This window comes from Amycolatopsis sp. NPDC026612, from assembly GCF_040638285.1.
Classification (GTDB): Bacteria; Actinomycetota; Actinomycetes; order Mycobacteriales; family Pseudonocardiaceae; genus Amycolatopsis.
Map to the genome: position 1 here is coordinate 217787 of NZ_JBEZYB010000002.1, position 18352 is coordinate 236138.

At 71.9% G+C, this 18352-nt stretch carries 21 protein-coding genes; 10 read left to right on the forward strand and 11 right to left on the reverse strand.

The genetic code is table 11. From position 1 onward, the window contains the following. Positions 1-5: 5 nt before the first annotated feature. Entirely contained in the window at positions 6-281 is a 276-nt protein-coding gene (locus AB0F15_RS03385) for a YggT family protein (protein WP_360264430.1), read from the forward strand. On the opposite strand, the gene AB0F15_RS03390 is transcribed toward AB0F15_RS03385, so the two are convergent. Further along, on the reverse strand, positions 278-937 hold the full coding sequence (locus tag AB0F15_RS03390) for a TetR/AcrR family transcriptional regulator (RefSeq protein ID WP_360264433.1): 660 nt from the start codon (positions 935-937) through the stop codon (positions 278-280). The two genes, AB0F15_RS03385 and AB0F15_RS03390, sit on opposite strands and share 4 nt — an antisense overlap. Before the next feature lie 115 nt (positions 938-1052). Here AB0F15_RS03390 and AB0F15_RS03395 point away from each other — a divergent pair, with 115 nt between their 5' ends. Continuing rightward, positions 1053-2255 (forward strand): FAD-dependent monooxygenase, encoded by a 1203-nt coding sequence (locus AB0F15_RS03395; protein WP_360264436.1) that lies wholly within the window; start codon positions 1053-1055, stop codon positions 2253-2255. Here AB0F15_RS03395 and AB0F15_RS03400 read toward each other — a convergent pair. The 3 genes from AB0F15_RS03400 to AB0F15_RS03410 form a co-directional block, all read right to left on the reverse strand. Then, positions 2230-2946 (reverse strand): class I SAM-dependent methyltransferase, encoded by a 717-nt coding sequence (locus AB0F15_RS03400; RefSeq protein ID WP_360264762.1) that lies wholly within the window; start codon positions 2944-2946, stop codon positions 2230-2232. The two genes, AB0F15_RS03395 and AB0F15_RS03400, sit on opposite strands and share 26 nt — an antisense overlap. Positions 2947-3072: 126 nt before the next feature. Next, positions 3073-3804: a class I SAM-dependent methyltransferase gene (locus AB0F15_RS03405; protein ID WP_360264439.1), complete on the reverse strand. Its 732-nt coding sequence runs from the start codon at positions 3802-3804 to the stop codon at positions 3073-3075. Beyond that, a complete protein-coding gene (locus AB0F15_RS03410) occupies positions 3804-4721 on the reverse strand; it encodes a PAC2 family protein (protein ID WP_360264442.1) in 918 nt (305 codons plus the stop codon). Before AB0F15_RS03410 ends, AB0F15_RS03405 begins: the two co-directional genes overlap by 1 nt. A 173-nt stretch (positions 4722-4894) precedes the next feature. On the opposite strand from AB0F15_RS03410, the gene AB0F15_RS03415 reads away from it, so the two are divergent. The 6 genes from AB0F15_RS03415 to AB0F15_RS03440 all read left to right on the forward strand — a co-directional run bounded on the left by AB0F15_RS03415 (position 4895) and on the right by AB0F15_RS03440 (position 9305). Then, positions 4895-5404, forward strand: coding sequence for a PH domain-containing protein (locus AB0F15_RS03415; RefSeq protein WP_360264445.1), 510 nt, complete (start codon positions 4895-4897; stop codon positions 5402-5404). After that, positions 5401-6957, forward strand: coding sequence for a PH domain-containing protein (locus AB0F15_RS03420; RefSeq protein ID WP_360264448.1), 1557 nt, complete (start codon positions 5401-5403; stop codon positions 6955-6957). Before AB0F15_RS03415 ends, AB0F15_RS03420 begins: the two co-directional genes overlap by 4 nt. A gap of 281 nt (positions 6958-7238) precedes the next feature. Beyond that, positions 7239-8024: an IclR family transcriptional regulator gene (locus AB0F15_RS03425; RefSeq protein WP_360264451.1), complete on the forward strand. Its 786-nt coding sequence runs from the start codon at positions 7239-7241 to the stop codon at positions 8022-8024. 31 nt (positions 8025-8055) lie between these two features. Beyond that, positions 8056-8559: a GNAT family N-acetyltransferase gene (locus AB0F15_RS03430; protein ID WP_360264454.1), complete on the forward strand. Its 504-nt coding sequence runs from the start codon at positions 8056-8058 to the stop codon at positions 8557-8559. 132 nt (positions 8560-8691) lie between these two features. Beyond that, positions 8692-8889 carry a hypothetical protein gene (locus AB0F15_RS03435; protein WP_004561810.1) on the forward strand — a complete coding sequence of 66 codons (198 nt, stop codon included), beginning with the start codon at positions 8692-8694 and terminating at the stop codon, positions 8887-8889. Further along, positions 8889-9305 carry a VOC family protein gene (locus AB0F15_RS03440; protein WP_360264765.1) on the forward strand — a complete coding sequence of 139 codons (417 nt, stop codon included), beginning with the start codon at positions 8889-8891 and terminating at the stop codon, positions 9303-9305. Before AB0F15_RS03435 ends, AB0F15_RS03440 begins: the two co-directional genes overlap by 1 nt. Positions 9306-9538: 233 nt before the next feature. On the opposite strand, the gene AB0F15_RS03445 is transcribed toward AB0F15_RS03440, so the two are convergent. The 3 genes from AB0F15_RS03445 to AB0F15_RS03455 all read right to left on the reverse strand — a co-directional run bounded on the left by AB0F15_RS03445 (position 9539) and on the right by AB0F15_RS03455 (position 13119). Further along, on the reverse strand, positions 9539-10807 hold the full coding sequence (locus tag AB0F15_RS03445; protein ID WP_360264457.1) for an aminotransferase class III-fold pyridoxal phosphate-dependent enzyme: 1269 nt from the start codon (positions 10805-10807) through the stop codon (positions 9539-9541). Between the two features lie 72 nt (positions 10808-10879). Then, positions 10880-12097, reverse strand: a complete 1218-nt coding sequence (locus AB0F15_RS03450) for a CoA transferase (protein WP_360264460.1) — start codon at positions 12095-12097, stop codon at positions 10880-10882. Positions 12098-12132: 35 nt separating this feature from the next. Further along, a complete protein-coding gene (locus AB0F15_RS03455) occupies positions 12133-13119 on the reverse strand; it encodes a helix-turn-helix domain-containing protein (RefSeq protein ID WP_360264463.1) in 987 nt (328 codons plus the stop codon). 119 nt (positions 13120-13238) lie between these two features. On the opposite strand from AB0F15_RS03455, the gene AB0F15_RS03460 reads away from it, so the two are divergent. Continuing rightward, entirely contained in the window at positions 13239-13472 is a 234-nt protein-coding gene (locus tag AB0F15_RS03460) for a hypothetical protein (RefSeq protein WP_360264466.1), read from the forward strand. On the opposite strand, the gene AB0F15_RS03465 is transcribed toward AB0F15_RS03460, so the two are convergent. From AB0F15_RS03465 to AB0F15_RS03480, 4 genes are all read right to left on the reverse strand, one after another. Further along, on the reverse strand, positions 13427-14104 hold the full coding sequence (locus tag AB0F15_RS03465; RefSeq protein ID WP_360264469.1) for a GntR family transcriptional regulator: 678 nt from the start codon (positions 14102-14104) through the stop codon (positions 13427-13429). The genes AB0F15_RS03460 and AB0F15_RS03465 overlap by 46 nt on opposite strands. Before the next feature lie 4 nt (positions 14105-14108). Further along, entirely contained in the window at positions 14109-14894 is a 786-nt protein-coding gene (locus tag AB0F15_RS03470; RefSeq protein ID WP_360264472.1) for an SDR family oxidoreductase, read from the reverse strand. 73 nt (positions 14895-14967) lie between these two features. Further along, a complete protein-coding gene (locus tag AB0F15_RS03475) occupies positions 14968-16590 on the reverse strand; it encodes a thiamine pyrophosphate-binding protein (protein WP_360264475.1) in 1623 nt (540 codons plus the stop codon). Next, complete coding sequence (locus tag AB0F15_RS03480) at positions 16581-16706, reverse strand: hypothetical protein (protein ID WP_360264478.1); 126 nt, start codon at positions 16704-16706, stop codon at positions 16581-16583. The genes AB0F15_RS03475 and AB0F15_RS03480 overlap by 10 nt, the downstream gene beginning before the upstream one ends. 204 nt (positions 16707-16910) lie before the next feature. Here AB0F15_RS03480 and AB0F15_RS03485 point away from each other — a divergent pair, with 204 nt between their 5' ends. Next, the gene (locus AB0F15_RS03485; protein WP_360264481.1) at positions 16911-18275 is read left to right on the forward strand and encodes a wax ester/triacylglycerol synthase family O-acyltransferase; all 1365 of its coding nucleotides are present in this window, start codon (positions 16911-16913) and stop codon (positions 18273-18275) included. Positions 18276-18352 lie beyond the last annotated feature (77 nt).

The following is an 18352-nucleotide window of genomic DNA, read 5'->3' on the forward strand; positions in this document are numbered from 1 at the left end:
GAACCATGGGTGCCTTGGGGACGCTTCTCGGGTTCGCGCTGAGCCTGTACCTGCTGGTGCTGATCGCGCGGATGGTGCTGGACTGGGTCGGGCTGCTGGCCGGCAGCCCGCCGTGGGCGCGGCGCGCCCGTGGCCTGGCCTACGCCGCCACCGAGCCGGTGATCGGACCGGTGCGGCGGGTCGTGCGGCCGGTCCGGATCGGCGGGATCTCGCTCGATCTCGCCTTCACGCTGGTGTTCGTCGGCGTGATCGTGTTGCGGAGCATCGTGTACGCGCTCTAAAGCGTGCCGCGGAAGCCCGCGGAGAGCCGGTCGACGCTGCGCTCCAGCTCGGCGCGGAGTCCGCCCAGGTCGACGCCGTCGGGGTCGATCAGGGCCTGCATCGAGATCCCGCGCAGCTGGGCGAGCAGCGCCGAAGCGTACGAATCGGGGTCGTGGACGCCGGCGATCGACCCGTCGGCGACCCCGCTGGCCACGGTCTGCGCGATGGCGAACCGGAACCGGCGGTCGGCCTCCGTCAGCGCGCCGCGCAGGGCCGAGTACTCCGCCGCCGCGTCGCCCCAGAGAGCCAGGAACGCGTGGTTGAGCGTCGGCATCGTGCGGATCAGCTCGAAGATGATGTCCAGCAGCGCGCGCAGCATGTCCATCGGCGTCGCGGTGGCGGCCCCGGTCCGGGCCGCCACCGCCTCGCTGTAGGCGTCGGTGAACTCCTCGACGGCGTGCTCGACGAGCCGTTGCCCGAGCCCGTCCTTGTCACCGAAGTGCTGGAAGACCACCGATCGCGCGTAGCCGGAGCGGGCGCAGACGCCGCCGATCTTCAACCTGCCGAAGCCCTCTTCGGCGATCAGGTGAGCGGCGGCATCCAGGATGCGTGCCTCGACGGCAGCCTCGCCGTCCTCCCGGATCCGGCCTTCGGCGGCGCGGTCCACCCGGGCCATGTTAGCGACTGCAACCGCACCCCACTGGCCGAGTTGTCAGTGGACGGTGCGCGGACCGTCAGCGGCCGCCCGCAGTCTCGGTGTCGGCACCCACCGACCCGAGAGGGAACACCCGATGACCACCAAGACCGTGCTCGTTTCCGGGGCAGGCATCGCCGGCCCGTCCGCGGCCCACTGGCTCCACCGCGGTGGCTACCGCGTGACCGTCGTCGAGTCCGCCCCCGCCCCGCGGCCCGGCGGCCAGGCCGTCGACTTCCGCGGTGAGCAGGTGAAGGTGCTGGCCGCGATGGGTGTGCTCGACGAGGTCCGCCGGCACGAAACGGCGATGGGCGAGCAGACCGTGCTCGGCCTCGACGCCCGTCCCGCGCTGACCGTGCCCGGCGCCGCCTGGAGCGGCGAGGTCGAGATCCTGCGGGGCGACCTCGCGCGGATCCTGTACGAGCACACCGCGGACCACACCGAATACGTCTTCGGCGACCGCGTCACGAGCCTCACCGAGACGGCGGACGGCGTCGAAGTCACCTTCCGGCGTGGCGCACCGCGGCGGTTCGACCTGGTGGTCGGGGCCGACGGCGTGCATTCCGGGGTGCGGGCCGCCGCGTTCGGGCCGGAGGGGGACTTCCGGCGCGACCTCGGCTTCGGCATCGCCGGCTACACCGTGCCCAACCACCTCGGGCTCGACCACACCAGCATCATGTACAACGAGCCCGGCCGCGGCCTGACCGTGGGGAGCCACCGGCTGCCGGACCGGCTGCACGTCGGTCTGTTCTTCGCGGCCGACGGCATCGAGTTCCACCGCCGCACTCCTGGCGATCAGCGCGCGCTGATCGCGCAGCTGTTCGCGGACACCGGCTGGGAGGCGCCGAAGCTGCTCGAAGCGCTGCCCGCGGCCGACGACCTGTACGTCGATTCGATCAGCCAGATCCACCTCGAGCGCTGGTCGAAGGGCCGGGTCGTGCTGCTCGGCGACGCCGCCTGGTGCGCCGGGCCCGGCGGGTCGGGCACCGGGCTGGCGATGCTGGGCGCCCAGGTGCTGGCCGGCGAGCTCGCGGCGGCCGGCGGCGACCACGAGACGGCGTTCGCGAAGTACGAGCAGCGGCTGCGCAAGCCGGCCACGGTCGGGCAGAAGAACGGCAAGGGCTCCGGGAACTTCCTCGCGCCGCGCACGGCCGCGAAGATCCGCAGCCGCAACCGCGCCTACCGGATGCTGAGCACGCGCGTGTTCGGCAGCGTCTTCACCTGGATGACCGACCGGGCGGCCAACGCGCTCGAATACCGCGAGTACCCCGCGCTCACCGCCCCGGCCCGGGCTTCGTGATCTTCACCGTCACCTGGTTGTCGTTGTAGGTGTAGGCGACGTACTCGAACTCGACGCCGGTGCGCTCGACGTACTCCGTCCAGGCGCGGTACTCGTGCCGCCGCCAGCCGGGGAAGTTGAAGAACTCGTCGAAGTGCACGATGCTGCCCGCGCGCAGCCGCGGCCCGCACAGGTCGAGCACGGTCTTGGCGGAGCTGTAGAGGTCGCCGTCGACGTGCAGGAAGTCGACGTGGCCGTCGTGGCGGGCGAGGAAGCCCGGCAGGCTGTCGGCGAACAGGCCGACGACCAGCTCGGCGCCGGGGACGTCGGGCAGGTCGTCGCGGGCGAAGGCGCCGGCGGGCATGCCGTTGAGCCACGCTTCGGGCAGCCCGTCGAAGGAGTCGAAGCCGTGGACCCGTTCGCCACCGCGAGCGCGGGCGATCGCCCGCAGCGTGTTCCCGGACGCGACGCCGAACTCCAACGCCATCCCGCCGTGCGGCGCCAGGGAAAGGGCGTGTTCGAGCGTCTCCTTCGGCGTGCCGAAGTGCCGGGCCCCGACGAGGTGTTCGCGGGCGAAGACGTTGCTCTCCAGTGCCGCGTCCTGATCCCCGGCGTAGACGATGTCCCGGCGGCTGCGGATTTCGAACTCCACCACCCGATCGAGGACCCGGTCACCCTGACGGGCGATCTCCTCGCGGAGTTCCGCGGCCATCCGGTTCAGCTGATCGGTGTACGGATCGTGCACTTTGGAGGCAGCCTGACGCAGCAACCTACTCAGAGTTTTCCTTACGCGATAACGGTTTTTCGCCGGGTTCATCCGCGGACGGTACCTGACGGCTCAGGCCACGATGAGCCGGAACCCCGCGTCCCACTCCGGGAGGTCGAGCAGGTCCGCGTGCTCCGCCCGCCACCGGCCGGATTCCAGGTCCGCCCGCAGCCTGGCCATCCCGCGGTCCACCGCGGCAGGCGACGTCTGCGCGAGCGCCGAGCACGACCGCCGCACCGCCGGATCGAGGTAGGCCTCCGGACGCCGCCAGTACGCCGGGAAGACGCCGTCCGTGAAATCCCACGGCACCGGCAGCTCGACCACCGAAGCCGCGCCGAGGAAGTCCGCGATCTCCGGCGCCGACGGCCTCGACCGTTCCAGCGAGGCGACCTCCGGCACGTACTCCCGCACCAGCCAGAAGTCGTTGTGCAGCCGGGTGTCGTAGGCGAGGACGACCTGGCGGCGGGCGACGCGGCGCAGCTCCGCCAGCCCGCGCCGCCAATCGGGCCAGTGGTGCACGGTCAGCACGGCGAGTGCGGCGTCGAACGTGCCCGCGGCGAACGGCAGCGCCTCCGCGACCGCCCGCACGACCGGCGCCGCCCCGGCCGCGCGTTGCCGGATCATCTCCGCCGACGGCTCCACCGCGACCACCTGCCTGGACGGCGGCTCGTACGAGCCCGTCCCGGAACCGACGTCGAGCACCGACCCCGCGGATCCCAGCGCGTCGAGCACCGGCGCGAGCCAGCGCGGGTCGGTCCGCCGCCCCCGCGCGTAGCCGACGCCGATCTCGTCGTAGCGCGCCATCAGCGCTCGGGTCCGTCGCCGCCGTTCTGCTCCGCGAGGAACCGCTCGAACTGCGAGCCCAGCTCCTCCGCCGTCGGCATGTGCTCGACCGACTCCGCGAGGAGGCTGCTCCGGTCGGCCGCCTCGACGAACGTGTCGTACTGCCGCTCCAGGGCGCGGACGACGTCGGCGATCTCGTCGGACTCGGCGACCCGCCGGTTGATCTCGGCGTCGGCGAGGTCCGCGGCCGAGCGCAGCTCACCCTCGGCGAGGCTCAGCCCGGTGGCCCGGCTCAGCGCTTCGAGCACGATCAGCGACGCGGCCGGGTACGTCGACTGCGCGAGGTAGTGCGGCACGTGCGCGGCGAACCCGGCGGCGTCGTGGCCCCACTCGCCGAGCCGGTACTCCAGCAGCGCGGCGAGGCTGCCCGGCACCTGCAGCCGGTTCGGCAGCGGCTGGTTGTCGCCGATCAGGTCCTGGCGGGTGGCGTGCGCGGTGACGCCGAGCGGACGGGTGTGCGGCGCCCCCATCGGGATGCCGTGGAACCCGGCGGTCAGCCGGACGCCCCAGCGCTCGACCAGGTTCCGGACCGCCGCGCAGAACCGCTCCCAGTCGTGGTCCGGCTCCGGGCCGGACAGCAGCAGGAACGGCGTGCCGTCGGTGTCGTGCAGCAGGTGCACGACCAGCTCGGGCGCGTCGTAGTCCTCCCAGTGGTCGATCGCGAAGGTCATCGTCGGCCGGCGCGAGCGGTAGTCGATGAGCCGGTCGACGTCGAAGCGGGCGACGACCCGGTGCTCGCCGTTCAGCAGGTGCTCGGCCAGCAGACGGCCCGCCGAGCCGGCGTCCATGAACCCGTCGAAGTAGTGCAGCAGCACCACCCCGGTCAGGTCGGGGACGTCCGAGTCCACTTCGTACAGGTCGTCGGGATCGAGTCCCACTGGATCCTCCAGCTCGCTGACGCATCAGTCCGTCAAGCACAACACACCCCGACGGCGTTTCCATTCCTCCGACGGTGTTGCCGATCGTAACGGCACGCGATCGACGCCGGACCGGATCGGCATCGTGACACATGTCCTGGGCACGCAAGTCGCCGATCGGGCACGCTTGAGCCGTGAGCGAACACACCACGAACACGGCGTTGCGGCTGCGGCCGCCGGCGCACCGGGTCAGCCGCCGGGCCATCGGCTACTGGACGGTGACCGCATCGATTCTCTGGATCGTCCTGATCGGCGTGCAGACGCTCATCGTCGTGACCAGCGACGATGCGCCGTCGTTCCTGACCGTGACGCTGGTGCTGTCCGGCGTGCTGGGCCCGCTCCACCTGATCGTGATGCCCCAGTGGCGCTACCGCGTGCACCGCTGGGAGGTCACCGACGAGGCCGTCTACACGCAGGCCGGCTGGCTGAAGCAGGAGTGGCGGATCGCGCCGGTCTCGCGGATCCAGACCGTCGACATCGAGCGTGACCCCTTCGAGCAGCTGTTCGGGCTGGCGAAGATCACCGTGACGACGGCGTCCGCGGCGGGCCCGCTGCGCATCTCGGGCCTGGCGCACGACCGCGCGCTCGCGCTGGCCGACGAGCTGACGAAGACGACCCAGGCCGTGCGCGGAGACGCGACGTGACCCCCGCCGAAGCGGTCGAAAGCGCCGAAACGGTCGTGGCCCCGCCCGCCGAAGGCACCCAGGACGCGCCGTGGCACCACCTCGACCGGCGCATGCTGCTCATCCGGCCCGTGCTGGACGTGGTGAAGTCGCTGCCGGTGCTGCTGGGCGCACTGCTGTTCGGCCGTGGCGAGCCGTGGCAGTGGGCCGGCCTGGTCTTCACCGCCATCGCCGTGTTCACCGGGGTCTCGCACGTGCTGACCTCGCGCTACCGGATCACCGCGTCGCAGGTCGAGTGGCACACCGGGCTGCTGCTGCGCAAGCAGCGGGCCATCCCGCGCGACCGGATCCGCACGGTCGACGTCACCTCCGAGCCGAAGCACCGGCTGTTCTCGCTGGCCGCCGCGCGGATCGGCACCGGGCGGCACTCGCACGGCAAGGGACCGGGCAAGGACGAGCTCGTCCTCGACGCCGTCACCACCGCCGAGGCCCAGCGGCTGCGGCGGCTCCTGCTGCACCGGAAGGCCGAGGCGGTGGCGACGGAGGCCGCCGCGCCGCCGGAGCAGCTGATCGCCGCGGTCGACAAGCGCTGGCTGCGGTACGCGCCGTTCACGCTGTCCGGGCTGGCGGTGGTCGGCGCGGTCGTCGGCACGGTCTACCACTTCGCGCACGAACTGCACTTCGACCCGATCCAGTTCTCCCTGGTCCAGACGGTCGTCGGGCACTTCGCCGACACCCCGGTGTGGCTGAGCCTGGTCGTGGCCGCCGCCGCGCTGCTGGTGCTCGTCTCGCTGCTGTCGATCGGCGGGTACGTGCTGTCGTTCTGGAACTTCCGGCTCACCCGCGAGCCCGCGGGCACCTTGCACATCCGGCGCGGGCTGATCACGACGCGGTCGGTGTCGATCGAGGAGGACCGCCTGCGCGGCGCCGAAATCCGGGAGCCGCTGCCGCTGCGGCTGGCCGGCGGTGCCCGCTGCGTCGCCATCGCGGGTGGCCTGCGGGAGGGCAAGAGCGCGGACAAGGGCGGCGGCCTGCTGCTGCCGCCCGCTCCGCTGGCTCGCGCGCACGAGGTCGTCGCGGAGGTGCTCGGCGAGGACCCGGCCGCGACGCCGCTGGTGCGGCACCCGCGCCGGGCGCTGTACCGGCGGCTTTCCCGGGCCGTCACCGGCGTGCTGCTGCTCGCCGCGGCGCTCTACGGCCTGGCGTGGCTCGGCGCGCTGCCGGACTGGCCGTGGCAGGTCGCGCTCGTGCTGGTGCCGTTCGCCGCGCTCGTCGGCTGGGACCGCTACCGCGGCCTCGGCCACGCGCTCGCCGGCCGCTACCTGGTGACGCGGTCGGGTTCGCTCGACCGCGGCACGGCGGCGGTCCGGTGCGACGGGATGACCGGGATCGTCGTCGAGCGCTCGTACTTCCAGCGCCGGGCCGGCCTGATCACGCTGATCGCGCCGGTCGCCGCGGGCAAGGGCAAGTACCGGGTGCTCGACGTCGGCGAGGCCGACGGGCTGGCGCTCGCCGACCGCGCCCTGCCCGGGCTGCTGACGCCGTTCCTCACCGGTGACCGGGACCGCGGTTGACGCCGCACCGGCGCCGCTCGTAGCGGCAGAATGTTCCGGAAAATCTTCGGCGTGCCGTCCACGGATCATCGCGGAAAACCCGGTGCGGCGACCGAATCCACGGCAGAGGGACCGCGCGCGGCTGGTTGTACTACACCAAACAGCAGATCGGCACGTTTCGGTGGATATTCAAATGCCCGGCCGCCGGCCACCGGGATTGCTGGCCTTTCTTTCACACTACGTGCTAATTTATTCACCCCGTGTGATAGCGAAGGTCGTTTTTGTCTCACCGAGAGGTCACGATGACGCCTGCCGTCAGTACCGTCGACGGTTCCGCCACCACTTCCCCGCGCCGCACCCCCGGTGCCAGCAGTTCCCGCAAGGTCCTCCAGTTGCTGCTGGCCTTTTCGGAGCGCCGGTGGGAGGCCAGTGTCGCCGAGCTCGCCGCGACGATCGGCACCCCGGTGGCGACGACCTACCGCTACGTGGCCCTGCTCAAGGAGCTGCAGCTGCTCGAGGAGGGCCGGGCCGGGCACTACCACCTGACCAGCCAGGTGATGCCGCTGGCGCGGGCCGCGCAGCTGGCGAACGACCTCGTGCAGCTGGCGAAGCCGGCCATGGAAGCGGCCGCCCTCGAACTCGGCGAGACGGTGATGCTGTTCCAGCAGTTCGGCGACGCCGCCGTGTGCGCGGACCGCGTCGAGTGCGACCGGGCGATGCGGTTCACGTTCGAGCCGGGGCATTCGCTGCCGCTCGGCGTCGGGGCGTCCGGCAAGATGCTGCTCGCGCTGCTGCCGGAGATCGAACGCGACCGGCGGTTGCCGTCGATCATCGAACAGCGCGGCACCGCCGTGCGCGACGAGCTGAAACGCGCGCTGGAAAACCGCTATTCGGTCAGCTCGGGTGAACTCGACGAAGGGGTCTGGGCCTGTTCGGTGCCCGTGCCCACCTACGGGCGGCGGCCGACCGTGCTCAGCATGGCCGGGCCGGCCGCGCGGATCACCGAAGAGGCCCGGCACACCGCGATCACCGCCCTGCAGGAGTACGCGGTCCGCATTCAGCGGACGATTTCGTCTTATTCGCTTTGAGACTCCCGCGGGAGCGCGTAGAACTGCCCGGGTGATCCGGCTCGCGCGTCCCGACGACCTGCCCGCGCTCATCGACGTCGAACTCGACGCCGGCAGCCTCTTCCGCGAGGTCGGCATGGCCGCGATCGCCGACGACGACCCCGGCTCGGTGGCGGAACTGGCGACGTACCAGGAAGCCGGCCGCGCGTGGGTGAGCGTCGACTCCGGCGACCGGCCGGTGGCGTACCTCGTCGCGGCACTCGTCGACGGGTGCGCGCACATCGAGCAGGTCTCGGTCCGGCCCGGCCACGCGCGGCGCGGGCTGGGCAGCGCGCTGATCGAGACGCTCGCCGAGTGGGCCGCTTCGCGGGGGCTGAAGGCGCTGACGTTGACGACGTTCGCGGCCGTGCCCTGGAACGCGCCCTACTACGAGCGACTGGGGTTCCGGGTCGTGCCGGCGGCGGAAATGGGCACCGGCCTGCGCTCGATCCGCCGCGCGGAGGCCGCCCGCGGCCTGGACACCTGGCCGCGTGTCGCCATGACACGACCTCTTTGACCTGCGGTTTCGTCCCGCTCTCCCCTGGCTGGGGGAGAGAGTGGCGCGCGCGGTCGAACATGTGTTCTACTGTGGCTGCCGGTCCCGGAGGGGGAAGCTCCGCGGGCCGGCCCACATACTCGGGAGGTTGTCGTGGCGGTCAAGATCACCCACCTGACGAACGGCCAGCAGGTACGGTTCGCCAACGCCGACGGTGCACGCCGGTACGCCGAAATCATGGGCGGAGGCGTGGACAAGTGGCGCTTCACGGTCGTGCCCGAGGACCCGATGCTGCGGAAAATGTCGGACTCGGTCGTTAACGTGCCGGTATGGCGTATGACTTCCAGGTAGTGGTGGATTCGGCCGACCCGCACGTGCTCGCCGACTGGTGGGCCGAGACGCTCGGCTGGTCCGTGGAACCGACGGACGAGGACTTCATCCGCGAGATGATCGCGAAGGGGTACGCGAAGGAGGAGGAGACCCGGACCTACCGCGGGGCGCTGGTCTGGAGAACGGGAGCGGGGATCCGCCACCCGGACTCGCCACCCGAGGGACCACCACGGCGGATCCTCTTCCAGGAGGTCCCCGAGGCGAAGACGGTGAAGAACCGCATCCACGTGGACGTGTGGGTGGGCGCGGACAACGTCGAGGCAACACTGGAGAAGCTGAAGTCCCGCGGCGCGACGTACCTGTGGCGGGGGCGGCAGGGGCCGCACAGCTGGGTGACGATGGCGGACCCGGAGGGCAACGAGTTCTGCATCTCTTGAGGTGTGGCCGGGCGGGCCGGGGGTCGGCGGTGGCTTCGTGAGGTGAGATCGGGGCCCAGTCACGTGAGTTCCGGCCCCGATCACGCGAGTTCCGCCCTGGATCACGCCAGACCCGGCTTCGCTCACGGGACCTCCGACGTCCCGGATGAGTCATTCGCAACGTTCCTGCTCGGGCGGCCGGCCCCGTCGGCGAGCTGCCAGCCCGCCGCCGAGCCGCCGAGCCGGCAGCGACGTCAAACCTGGGCCGCCAGGCGGTCCAAAGCCTTCGGCAAGGCCGCCGCGAGCAGGTCCAGCTCCGGTTCCGCCGCCACCAACGGTGGTGACACCGCGACACCCCGCCCCAGGTTCCGCACGATCACACCCTCGTCGCGGCAGGCGCGCTGCAGCTTCACCGGTGCTCCCGGGTCGGCCTCCAGGACCTCCGCCGTCAGCTCCACCGCCGCGAGGAAGCCCAGCCCCGCGCGGACCTCCGCCACCAGTGGGTGCCCGGCGACCCCCGATACCGCGCCGGCCAGGGGTTTCTCCAGCTCGTGGCCTCGGGGGATCAGTCCGTCGCGCTCGTAGATGTCCAAGGTGGCCAAGCCTGCCGCGCACGCCACCGGGTGGCCCGCGTACGTCGGTCCGTGGCGGAAGATCGGGGCTCCCGGCGCGCCCGTGAAGAACGGCTCCGCCACCCGCGGGGCCACGATCAGCGCACCCAGCGGGATCGTGCCGCCCGTGATGCCCTTCGCCGTGGTGATCAGGTCCGGCCGGACCGCCCAGCGGTCGATGCCGAACCACGTGCCGAGCCGGCCCCAGGCCGCGATCACGCAGTCCGCCACGAACAGCACGTCGTGACGGTGGCAGATCGCCGCCACCTCCTCGAGGTACCCCTCCGGCGGCAGCAGGACCCCGCCCGCGCCGATCACCGGCTCGCAGAAGAAGGCCGCCACCCGGCCGGCGCCGACCCGCTGGATCTCCGCTTCGAGCGCCGCGGCGTTGTCGTACGGGACGTGGGAAAACTCCGGCGGCTGCGGGCCGACGCCCGCCACGTTCGCCGGGATGCCGCCGACGGCCGTGCCGAAGCCGTGCGTGCCGTGGTAACCCTGCGCCCGGCCGATCACGTGCACCTTCTCCGGCCGCCCGGTCTGCGCGAAGTACGCCCGCGCGAGCTTCACCGCGGTGTCGATGACGTCACCGCCGCCCGAGCCGAAGAACACCTTCGACCCCGGCTCCGGCGCCAGCTCGGCCACGCGGTCCGCCAGCTCGATCGCCGGCCGGTTCGCGTTGTAGCCGAACAGGTTCCACGAGTCGAGCGTCCGCAGCTGGTTCGCGACGGCTTCGGTGATCTCCGGGCGGCCGTGGCCGAAGTTCGCGTACCAGAGCGACGCGGTCGCGTCGAAGTACCGGCGGCCCGCGTCGTCCCAGACGTACGAGCCCTCGCCGCGCGTGATGACCATCCGGTCGCCGTCGACCGCGCCCATGTCGGCGAACGGGTGCCACAGGGCGTGCTGTGCTGACATCGGTCCTCCTCAGTCCTGTCCCCATCCCTACCAGGGCGAAGCGTCGAGCGCGAACACTCCATCGTGCACAGTTCACGACTCCGGACTGGCCGGTCGGTCCAGGAATCCGGCGATCTCCTCCGGCGGGTACCCGAGCTCGGCGAGCACCTCCGCGGTGTGCTGGCCCAAGGTCGGCGGGGCGGACGTCGGCCGGGCCGGGGTGTCCGACGCCTTCACCGGGAACCCGGTGCCGACGTACGTCCCCACCGTCGGGTGCGGCAGCCGCACCACCTGGTCGCGCGCGGCCGCCCAGGGGTCCGCGTAGACGTCGTCGATCTCGTTGACGGGTGCCGCCGGGATGCCCGCCGCGTCGAACGCCGTCATCCACTCCGCCGCCGTGCGGGTCAGCAGCACCGGCTCCAGAAGCGCGTTGAGCGAGTCACGGTGCGCCGCGCGCACGGCGTTGGAGGCGAACCGCGGGTCGGCGGCGATGTCCAGGCCGAGCACCCCGCAGAACGCGTGCCACAGCTTCTCGCTGCCGACGGCGATGATCAGCCAGCCGCCGGCGACGTGGTACCCCTGGTAGGGGACGATGCTCGGGTGCGCCGTGCCCATCCGGCGTGGCCGCGGCGTGTCGTAGAAGTGCGCGCCCGCGGCGTAGACGTGCCAGGCCAGCTGACTGTCCAAAAGGGACACGTCGAGGTACTGGCCGCGGCCGGTCGTGTGCCGGGCCTGCAGCGCCATCAGCACGCCGATGATCGCCCACGTCCCCGCGTTCAGGTCGGCCACCGGCAGCCCCACCTTCGCCGGTGCGCCGCCGGGCTCGCCGGTCAGCGACATCACACCGCCGAGGGCCTGCGCCACCAGGTCGTACCCCGCGCGGTCGCGGTACGGGCCGGTCTGCCCGAACCCGGTGATCGACACGTGGATCAACCGGGGGTTGAGCGAAGACAGCACGGCGTACCCGATCCCCCACTTCTCGAGCGTCCCGGGGCGGAAGTTCTCGACCAGCACGTCCGCGTCCGCGACCAGCCGTCGCAGTGCAGCACGCCCGCGGTCGCTCTTGAGGTCGAGCACGATCCCGCGCTTGTTCCGGTTCGCCGCCAGGTAGTAGACGGCTTCGTCGCTCGCGCCGACGAACGGCGGTCCCCAGCCGCGGGTGTCGTCGCCGTGCCCCGGCGGCTCGACCTTCACCACGTCCGCGCCCATCTCGCCGAGGTACTGGGTGCAGTACGGCCCGGCCAGGATGCGGGAGAGATCGACGACCTTGATCCCGTCCAGCGGACGGAACCCAGCGGCGGCAGGGGACATCAACGGCTCCTCGTCAGGCTCGGCGTCCGCCCTTTCTACCCGGGTCCGGCGCCTTCCAGCAGGACGACGGCCTGCGCGGTCCGCTGGTACAGCACGTAACGCCCGTCCCGGACCCTGCTGACCAGGCCGGCGCGGTGCAGCGCGCTCAGGTGGTAGGAGACGGTCCCCGCGGCGTACCCCGTCCGGCCGGCCAGCTCCGCGGTCGAGCGCGGGGTTTCCAGCTCGCCCAGCAGTGACGCCCGGGCGGCGCCGACGACGGGCGCGATCCGGCCCGGCCGGTGGCCGGCGCCCGCGCCGACCCCGTGGGCGGGGTAGCAGAGGACGACCTGGCCGGGGACGTCGATCTGGACGCTGGTGCCGGGCCAGCTGAGCACGCCGGGGGCGAGCACCAGCTCCCGGCCGGAGATGTCGGCCTCGCCGTCGAACGGCTTGGCGAGGGTGATCGCGTCACCCGTCCAGCCGATGGTGGGGTGGAGTTCACCGAGCACCGCACCGACGCCGCGGGCGGCGATGCCCTTCGCGCGGTGGGTGATGTCCCGTTCGACGACCGCCTGCAGGGTGGCCCAGTCCTCGGCCAGCGCGTCCCGCCAGAACCGGGCGAGCCCGTTCGCCAGGCGCCGGGGCATCGCGCCCGACTCCACGACCCGGCGGGCCGTGACCGGCAGCGGACGGCGCCAGTGGAACTGCGTGTACGAGAGCACCTGCTCCTCGACGTCGTCCTGCGTGGTCGCCTCGATCAGCGCGATCTGCTCGTCGAGCAGGTCGGCGGGCCGGGACGAGGTGCCGGGCTGCGGCGTGAGCAGGTCGGGGGTGTACACCTCGCCGGTCTGCGGCAGCAGGTCCAGGAGCAGCGCGACGTCCGGGTGGGCGAGCGACGCGCGGGCGAGCGCGCCCGGATCACCGAACACCGGGTGCCGCCCGGACTCGGCCGCGAGCTTCAGCCAGGCCAGGGACTCCGCCGCGAGGGACGGGGAAAACCGTGTCCTGGCCACCGTCTCGGCGTCGACTCGCAGCGTGAACACGTCACCGACCGTAGCAGCCGCGGCGGTGGATTTGAACCGGCTCGAATCCTTTCCGGTGAGCCGCTTCACCGGGGTTGAGTGGTGACGTGTTCCCAGGACGCGCGACGACCATAGCCGCCGTGGCCGCCGTGGTGCTCGCGTCGGCACCGCCGGCCGCGGCCCGGCCCGCCGACGGCTACCCCGCGGACGGCTACGCGGTGTGCTCGGTCTTCCGCACCCTGATCTGGCACAGCTGGTCGGCCGGCCCCGGCGGGACGTACCGGCCCGCCGCCTACCACCGGCCGTACGCGTTCACGGTGACGTTCTCCTACGAGCTGAGCTCCAGCAACCGCGCTTCGGCGTCGCGCAGGTAGCTGTCGAGGGCGGCCTCCGCGGCGTCGAACCGGCCACGGCGCAGATCGCGCAGGATCCGCTCGTGGCAGCCAAGGAACGGCTCGTAGAACTCCCGCGTGTTCTCGTTGAGCACGAAGAACAGCCGTGTTTCGGCGAGCACCTGGCGCATCGTCGCGGACAGCCGCTCGCTGCCGGCGAGGTCCGCGAGAGCCTGGTGGAAGTGGATGCTGGCGGTGCCGACCGACCGCCAGTTGCCGGCCTCCGCCGCCGCCCGGCCGTCGCGAAGCGCTTGCTCCACCACCGAGAGATCCACTGTGGACAACTCGGCCGCGCGGCGCAGCGCACCGCATTCGGTGGCGCGGCGCACGACGTAGAGGTCCTGGAGGTCCTCTGTGGTCAGTTCGCGCACGAAGACGCCGCGGTTCAGCTCGTGCACCGCCAGCCGCTCGTGGGCGAGCAGCTGGAACGACTCGCGCAGCGTGTTGCGCGAAACACCGAGTGCCGAGCTGAGCACCGGCTCGGACAGCCGTTCACCGGGGGCGAAGACGCCGTCGGTGATGTGCTGACGCAGGATCGCCGCGACCCGCTCGGCCGTGCCGCTGCGCTCGAGCAGGTGCCGTGCGCTCTCCAGCCCCGACGCATCGACGGTCACGGCGCTACCTGACGCCGAGCTCGAAATCAAGGCTGTAGCGGTGCCCCGGCATGGCGCCCGCGGCCTTCGCGCCGTCGATCGGCAGCACGACCCCGTTGACGAACCGCGACTCGTCGCTCGCCAGGAACACCACCGCTTTGGCGACTTCCCACGCCTCGCCGACACGGGCCGCGGGCGTGCTGGCGACCAGCTGGTGCTGCTTGGTCTCGAACTCCTCCGGCGACGCGAGGGTGCTGCGCAGCATGTCGGTGTCGATCGCGCCCGGGTTCACCGTGTTGGCCCGGATGCCCTGGTGCGCGTGGGCGACGGCGATCGACTTGGTCAGCCCGACCAGCGCGTGCTTGGTGGCGTTGTACACCGGGTCGCCCGGGCGGCCCATCACGCCGCCGTTCGACGACGTCGTGATGATGCTGCCCGCCCGCTGCCCGATCATGTGCGGCAGCACGGCGCGGGTGCCGAGGAAGGCGGCGCGGACGTTGAGCGCGAAGATCTGGTCGAACTCGGCCAGCGTGGTGTCGGCGAGTGGCTTGCCGAGGTGGCTGCCGACGTTGTTGAACAGCACGTCGATGCGGCCGGCTTCGGCGATGACACCGTCCACGAACGCCGCCACGGCGTCCTCGTCGGTGGCGTCCACTATGGAATGGTGGTAGCCGTCGAGGGGTTCCGCGGGCTCGCGGATGTCGGAAGCGAAGACCGTCGCACCCTCGGCGAGGAATTCCTTCACCGTGGCGAGACCGATGCCCCGTGCGCCGCCGAAGACCACCGCAACCTTGCCGGCCAACCGACCCATGCTCACTGCCCCGCTCTCAGTCGTGCTGTCTGCTCTTCGCCCAACGGACTCCGCGGCGAGTCGACGCCGATCCTCATGTGCGGTACCACCGCGGCGAGGTGTTGAGCGGCGGCTTCAGCTTGGCCTTCACGACCAGCACGTTCGGCTCGTCCGACTCGACGAACTCGCCGAGCAGCCGCCGGAACGCGCGGCCGAAGCCGGAAACGCGGTCGGCGTGCACCCCGAACGACCGGGCCAGGCCGACGAAGTCCGGGCTGTCCCAGTCGACCCCGCGGTGCGGCAGGCCCTCGCGGTCCTGGTCGTAGCGCAGCATCCCGTACCCGCCGTCGTCGACCAGGACGACCGTGACCGGCAGCTGCTCTTGCGCGAGCGTCGCCAGATCGCCGCAGGCGTAAAGGAATCCGCCGTCGCCGGTGATGCAGATCGCGCGCCCGGTGCCGGCCGCGGCCGCGCCGAGCGACGCCGGGAAGCCGTAGCCGAGGGTGCCCCAGCCCATCGGGTAGGCGAGCTTGCGCGGCGCCCGGACCCGGTGGAAGCCGCCGACCCAGTAGCCGGCCACGCACATGTCGGAGACCAGCACCGCGTCCGACGGCAGCACCTCGTCCAAAGTAGACAGGAAGTCGTAGGCCTGCGGTTCCTCGTCGCGGATCCGCTGCCGCACCCGGCGGCCGATGCCGGCCAGCCGCAGGGTGATGTCGTCGAGCCCGGCCCGCTGCTTCGGCAGCAGCCGTTCGACGATCGAGCGCGCGTCACCGACCAGCGTGAGATCGGGCCGGTAGTTCTTGGCGGCGTCGTCGGCGTCGACGTTGACCGCGATGAGCTTCGGCGGGGTCGGCATCCGCCAGTTCTGCGTCATGAGGCCGTCGAAGTCGGTGCCGATGGCGAGCACGACGTCGGCTTCGTCCCACAGCTCGCCGACCTCCGGTGTGTGCACCGGGTTCGGCGCCAGGCACGGGTGGTCGAGCGGGAGCAGCCCGCGGGCGGCGAACGTGGTGATCACCGGCGCGGCGAGCTTCTCCGCGAGGGCACCGATCGCGTCGCCCGCCCCCGAGCGCAGCGCGCCGCCACCGGCCCAGATCAGCGGGTGCCGCGCGTCCGACAGCATCGACTCGGCCCGCGCGAGGTCGGGGACGTCGACGTCGGGCTTGCGGTGCGGCGCGGGCGGACGGCGGTGCGGCACCGATTCGCGCAGGTAGTCGGTGGGCACGCCGAGGTAGACCGGACCGCTCTGCGGCTGCAGCGCGAGCCGGGCGGCGCGGTGCACCGTGGTGCCGATCTGGTCGGCGGCCCGCACGGTGAAGCCGCCCTTGGTCACCGGCGCGAACATGGCCTGCTGGTCGGAGGTCTCGTGCAGCGCGCCGCGGACGACACCGGGCCGCCGCAGCGTCGAAGGGATGTCGGTGGCGATGATCAGCACCGGGGCCGCGGACGCCATGGCCTCGCCGACCGCGCCGAGGGTGTTCGCCGCGCCCGGGCCGGTGGTGACCAGCGCGACGCCGAGCTTGCCGGTGGCGCGGGCGTACCCGTCGGCGGCGTATCCGGCGGTCTGTTCGTGGCGGACCCCGACGAGCTTGATGCCGGTTTCGCCGAGCGCCTCCCACAACGGCAGGTTGTGCACTCCCGGGAGGCCGAAGACGATCTCCGTTCCGAGCGCTTCCAGCGCGTCCACCAGCTCCCGAGCACCACTCACAGCCACGGCGCGGATACTGCCAGATCGTTGAACGATCTGGCAATCGGCCCCCGGACGATGGTGAGCTCGGCCCTCGCCGCACCGGCGGCGAACCGGCGGACGTCGAGCTCGGTGAGGTCCATCGCCAGGCCGGGCCCTCGCGGTGGAAGCAGCAGGCCGACGGGCAGCTCGATGGTCAGCGGAACCGGTCACGACGCACTCGGCCATCGGCGGCAAGGACGTTTCCCCGGCGCCGCGGGTGGTCACCCTCGCCAGGGTAGAACGTGATCCACCGGCGGCCGCCGAGCGCGTAGAGTCGGCGTGCCGAGCTCGGAAGGTGATGTCCCATGGCGCTGATGCCCGTGACCGATTCGATGTTCCTCCTCGTCGAAACGCGCGAGCATCCGATGCACGTGGGCGGTCTGCAGCTGTTCAAGAAACCCGAAGGCGCCGGCGACGACTACCTCCGCGATGTCCGGGCCAACCTCCTCGAATCGGACAACATGCGCTCGGTGTTCCGGCGCCGCCCGGCCCGGCCGGTCACCACGATGGGGCACGTGGCTTGGGCGAACGACACCGAGCTCGAGCTCGACTACCACTTCCGGCACTCGGCGCTGCCGCAGCCGGGCCGCGTCCGCGAACTGCTCGAGCTGACGTCACGCTGGCACAGCACCCTGCTCGACCGGCACCGGCCGCTCTGGGAGACCCACCTCATCGAGGGGCTCGACGACGGCCGGTTCGCCGTCTACACCAAGGTCCACCACGCGCTGATGGACGGCGTTTCGGCGCTGCGCCAGCTGCAGGGCACGCTGTCGGACGATCCCGCGGACATGGATTGCCCGCCGTGGTGGGGCAGCCGGCGCAAGCCCGGCGAAGAACGCGTGAAGCGCCCGCGGTCGTTCCTGCAGACCGCGAGCAAGACGGCCAACCAGCTCGCGAGCCTGGCGCCCGCCGCGATGAAGGTGGCGCGGGAGGCGTTCGGCGAGCACACCCTGACGCTGCCGGGGCAGGCGCCGAAGACGATGCTCAACGTGCCGATCGGCGGCGCGCGGCGGTTCGCGGCGCAGAAGTGGCCGCTGGACCGCGTCCGCCAGGTGGCGACGGCGGCCGGGGTCTCGCGCAACGACGTCGTGCTCGCGATGTGCGCGGGCGCGCTGCGGGACTACCTCATCGAACAGCGCGCGCTGCCGGACGCGCCGCTCATCGCGATGGTGCCGGTGTCGCTGCGCCGCCAGAACGACCCCGGCGAGGCGGCGGGCAACAACATCGGCGCGCTGCTGTGCAACCTGGCCACCGACCTGCCGGACGCGGGCAAGCGGCTCGTCGCGATCCACCAGTCGATGCGCAACGGCAAGCGGCTGTTCTCCGAGCTGACGCCGGTGCAGACGCTGCTGCTCTCGGCGGTGAATGTCGCCCAGCTCGGCGTTTCGCAGATCCCGGGCCTCGTCAAGAACACGCGGCCGCCGTTCAACCTGGTGATCTCGAACGTGCCCGGCCCGCGCAAGCAGATGTACTGGAACGGTGCCCAGCTCGACGGCATCTACCCGGCGTCGGTGCTGCTCGACGGCCAGGCCGTGAACATCACGCTGACCAGCAACGGCGACCACCTCGACTTCGGCGTCACGGGGTGCCGCCGCAGCGTCCCGCACCTGCAGCGGATCCTGTCCCACCTCGACACGGCCTTGGTGGAACTCGAAGCTGCGGTAAGGTAGCCCGCTCACCGACACGTCGGCTCCCCCATCGGAAGGAATCTTTCCGAACTGGCTGGTCAGACCGCTGCGCGCGCTCT

Bases quoted from the DNA above. Each gene is read 5' to 3' on its own strand.
- AB0F15_RS03385 (WP_360264430.1), top strand. From the start codon at position 6: ATGGGTGCCTTGGGGACGCTTCTCGGGTTCGCGCTGAGCCTGTACCTG.
- AB0F15_RS03390 (WP_360264433.1), bottom strand. From the start codon at position 937: ATGGCCCGGGTGGACCGCGCCGCCGAAGGCCGGATCCGGGAGGACGGC.
- AB0F15_RS03395 (WP_360264436.1), top strand. From the start codon at position 1,053: ATGACCACCAAGACCGTGCTCGTTTCCGGGGCAGGCATCGCCGGCCCG.
- AB0F15_RS03400 (WP_360264762.1), bottom strand. From the start codon at position 2,946: ATGGCCGCGGAACTCCGCGAGGAGATCGCCCGTCAGGGTGACCGGGTC.
- AB0F15_RS03405 (WP_360264439.1), bottom strand. From the start codon at position 3,804: ATGGCGCGCTACGACGAGATCGGCGTCGGCTACGCGCGGGGGCGGCGG.
- AB0F15_RS03425 (WP_360264451.1), top strand. From the start codon at position 7,239: ATGACGCCTGCCGTCAGTACCGTCGACGGTTCCGCCACCACTTCCCCG.
- AB0F15_RS03445 (WP_360264457.1), bottom strand. From the start codon at position 10,807: ATGTCAGCACAGCACGCCCTGTGGCACCCGTTCGCCGACATGGGCGCG.
- AB0F15_RS03450 (WP_360264460.1), bottom strand. From the start codon at position 12,097: ATGTCCCCTGCCGCCGCTGGGTTCCGTCCGCTGGACGGGATCAAGGTC.
- AB0F15_RS03470 (WP_360264472.1), bottom strand. From the start codon at position 14,894: ATGGGTCGGTTGGCCGGCAAGGTTGCGGTGGTCTTCGGCGGCGCACGG.
- AB0F15_RS03480 (WP_360264478.1), bottom strand. From the start codon at position 16,706: ATGGACCTCACCGAGCTCGACGTCCGCCGGTTCGCCGCCGGTGCGGCG.
- AB0F15_RS03485 (WP_360264481.1), top strand. From the start codon at position 16,911: ATGGCGCTGATGCCCGTGACCGATTCGATGTTCCTCCTCGTCGAAACG.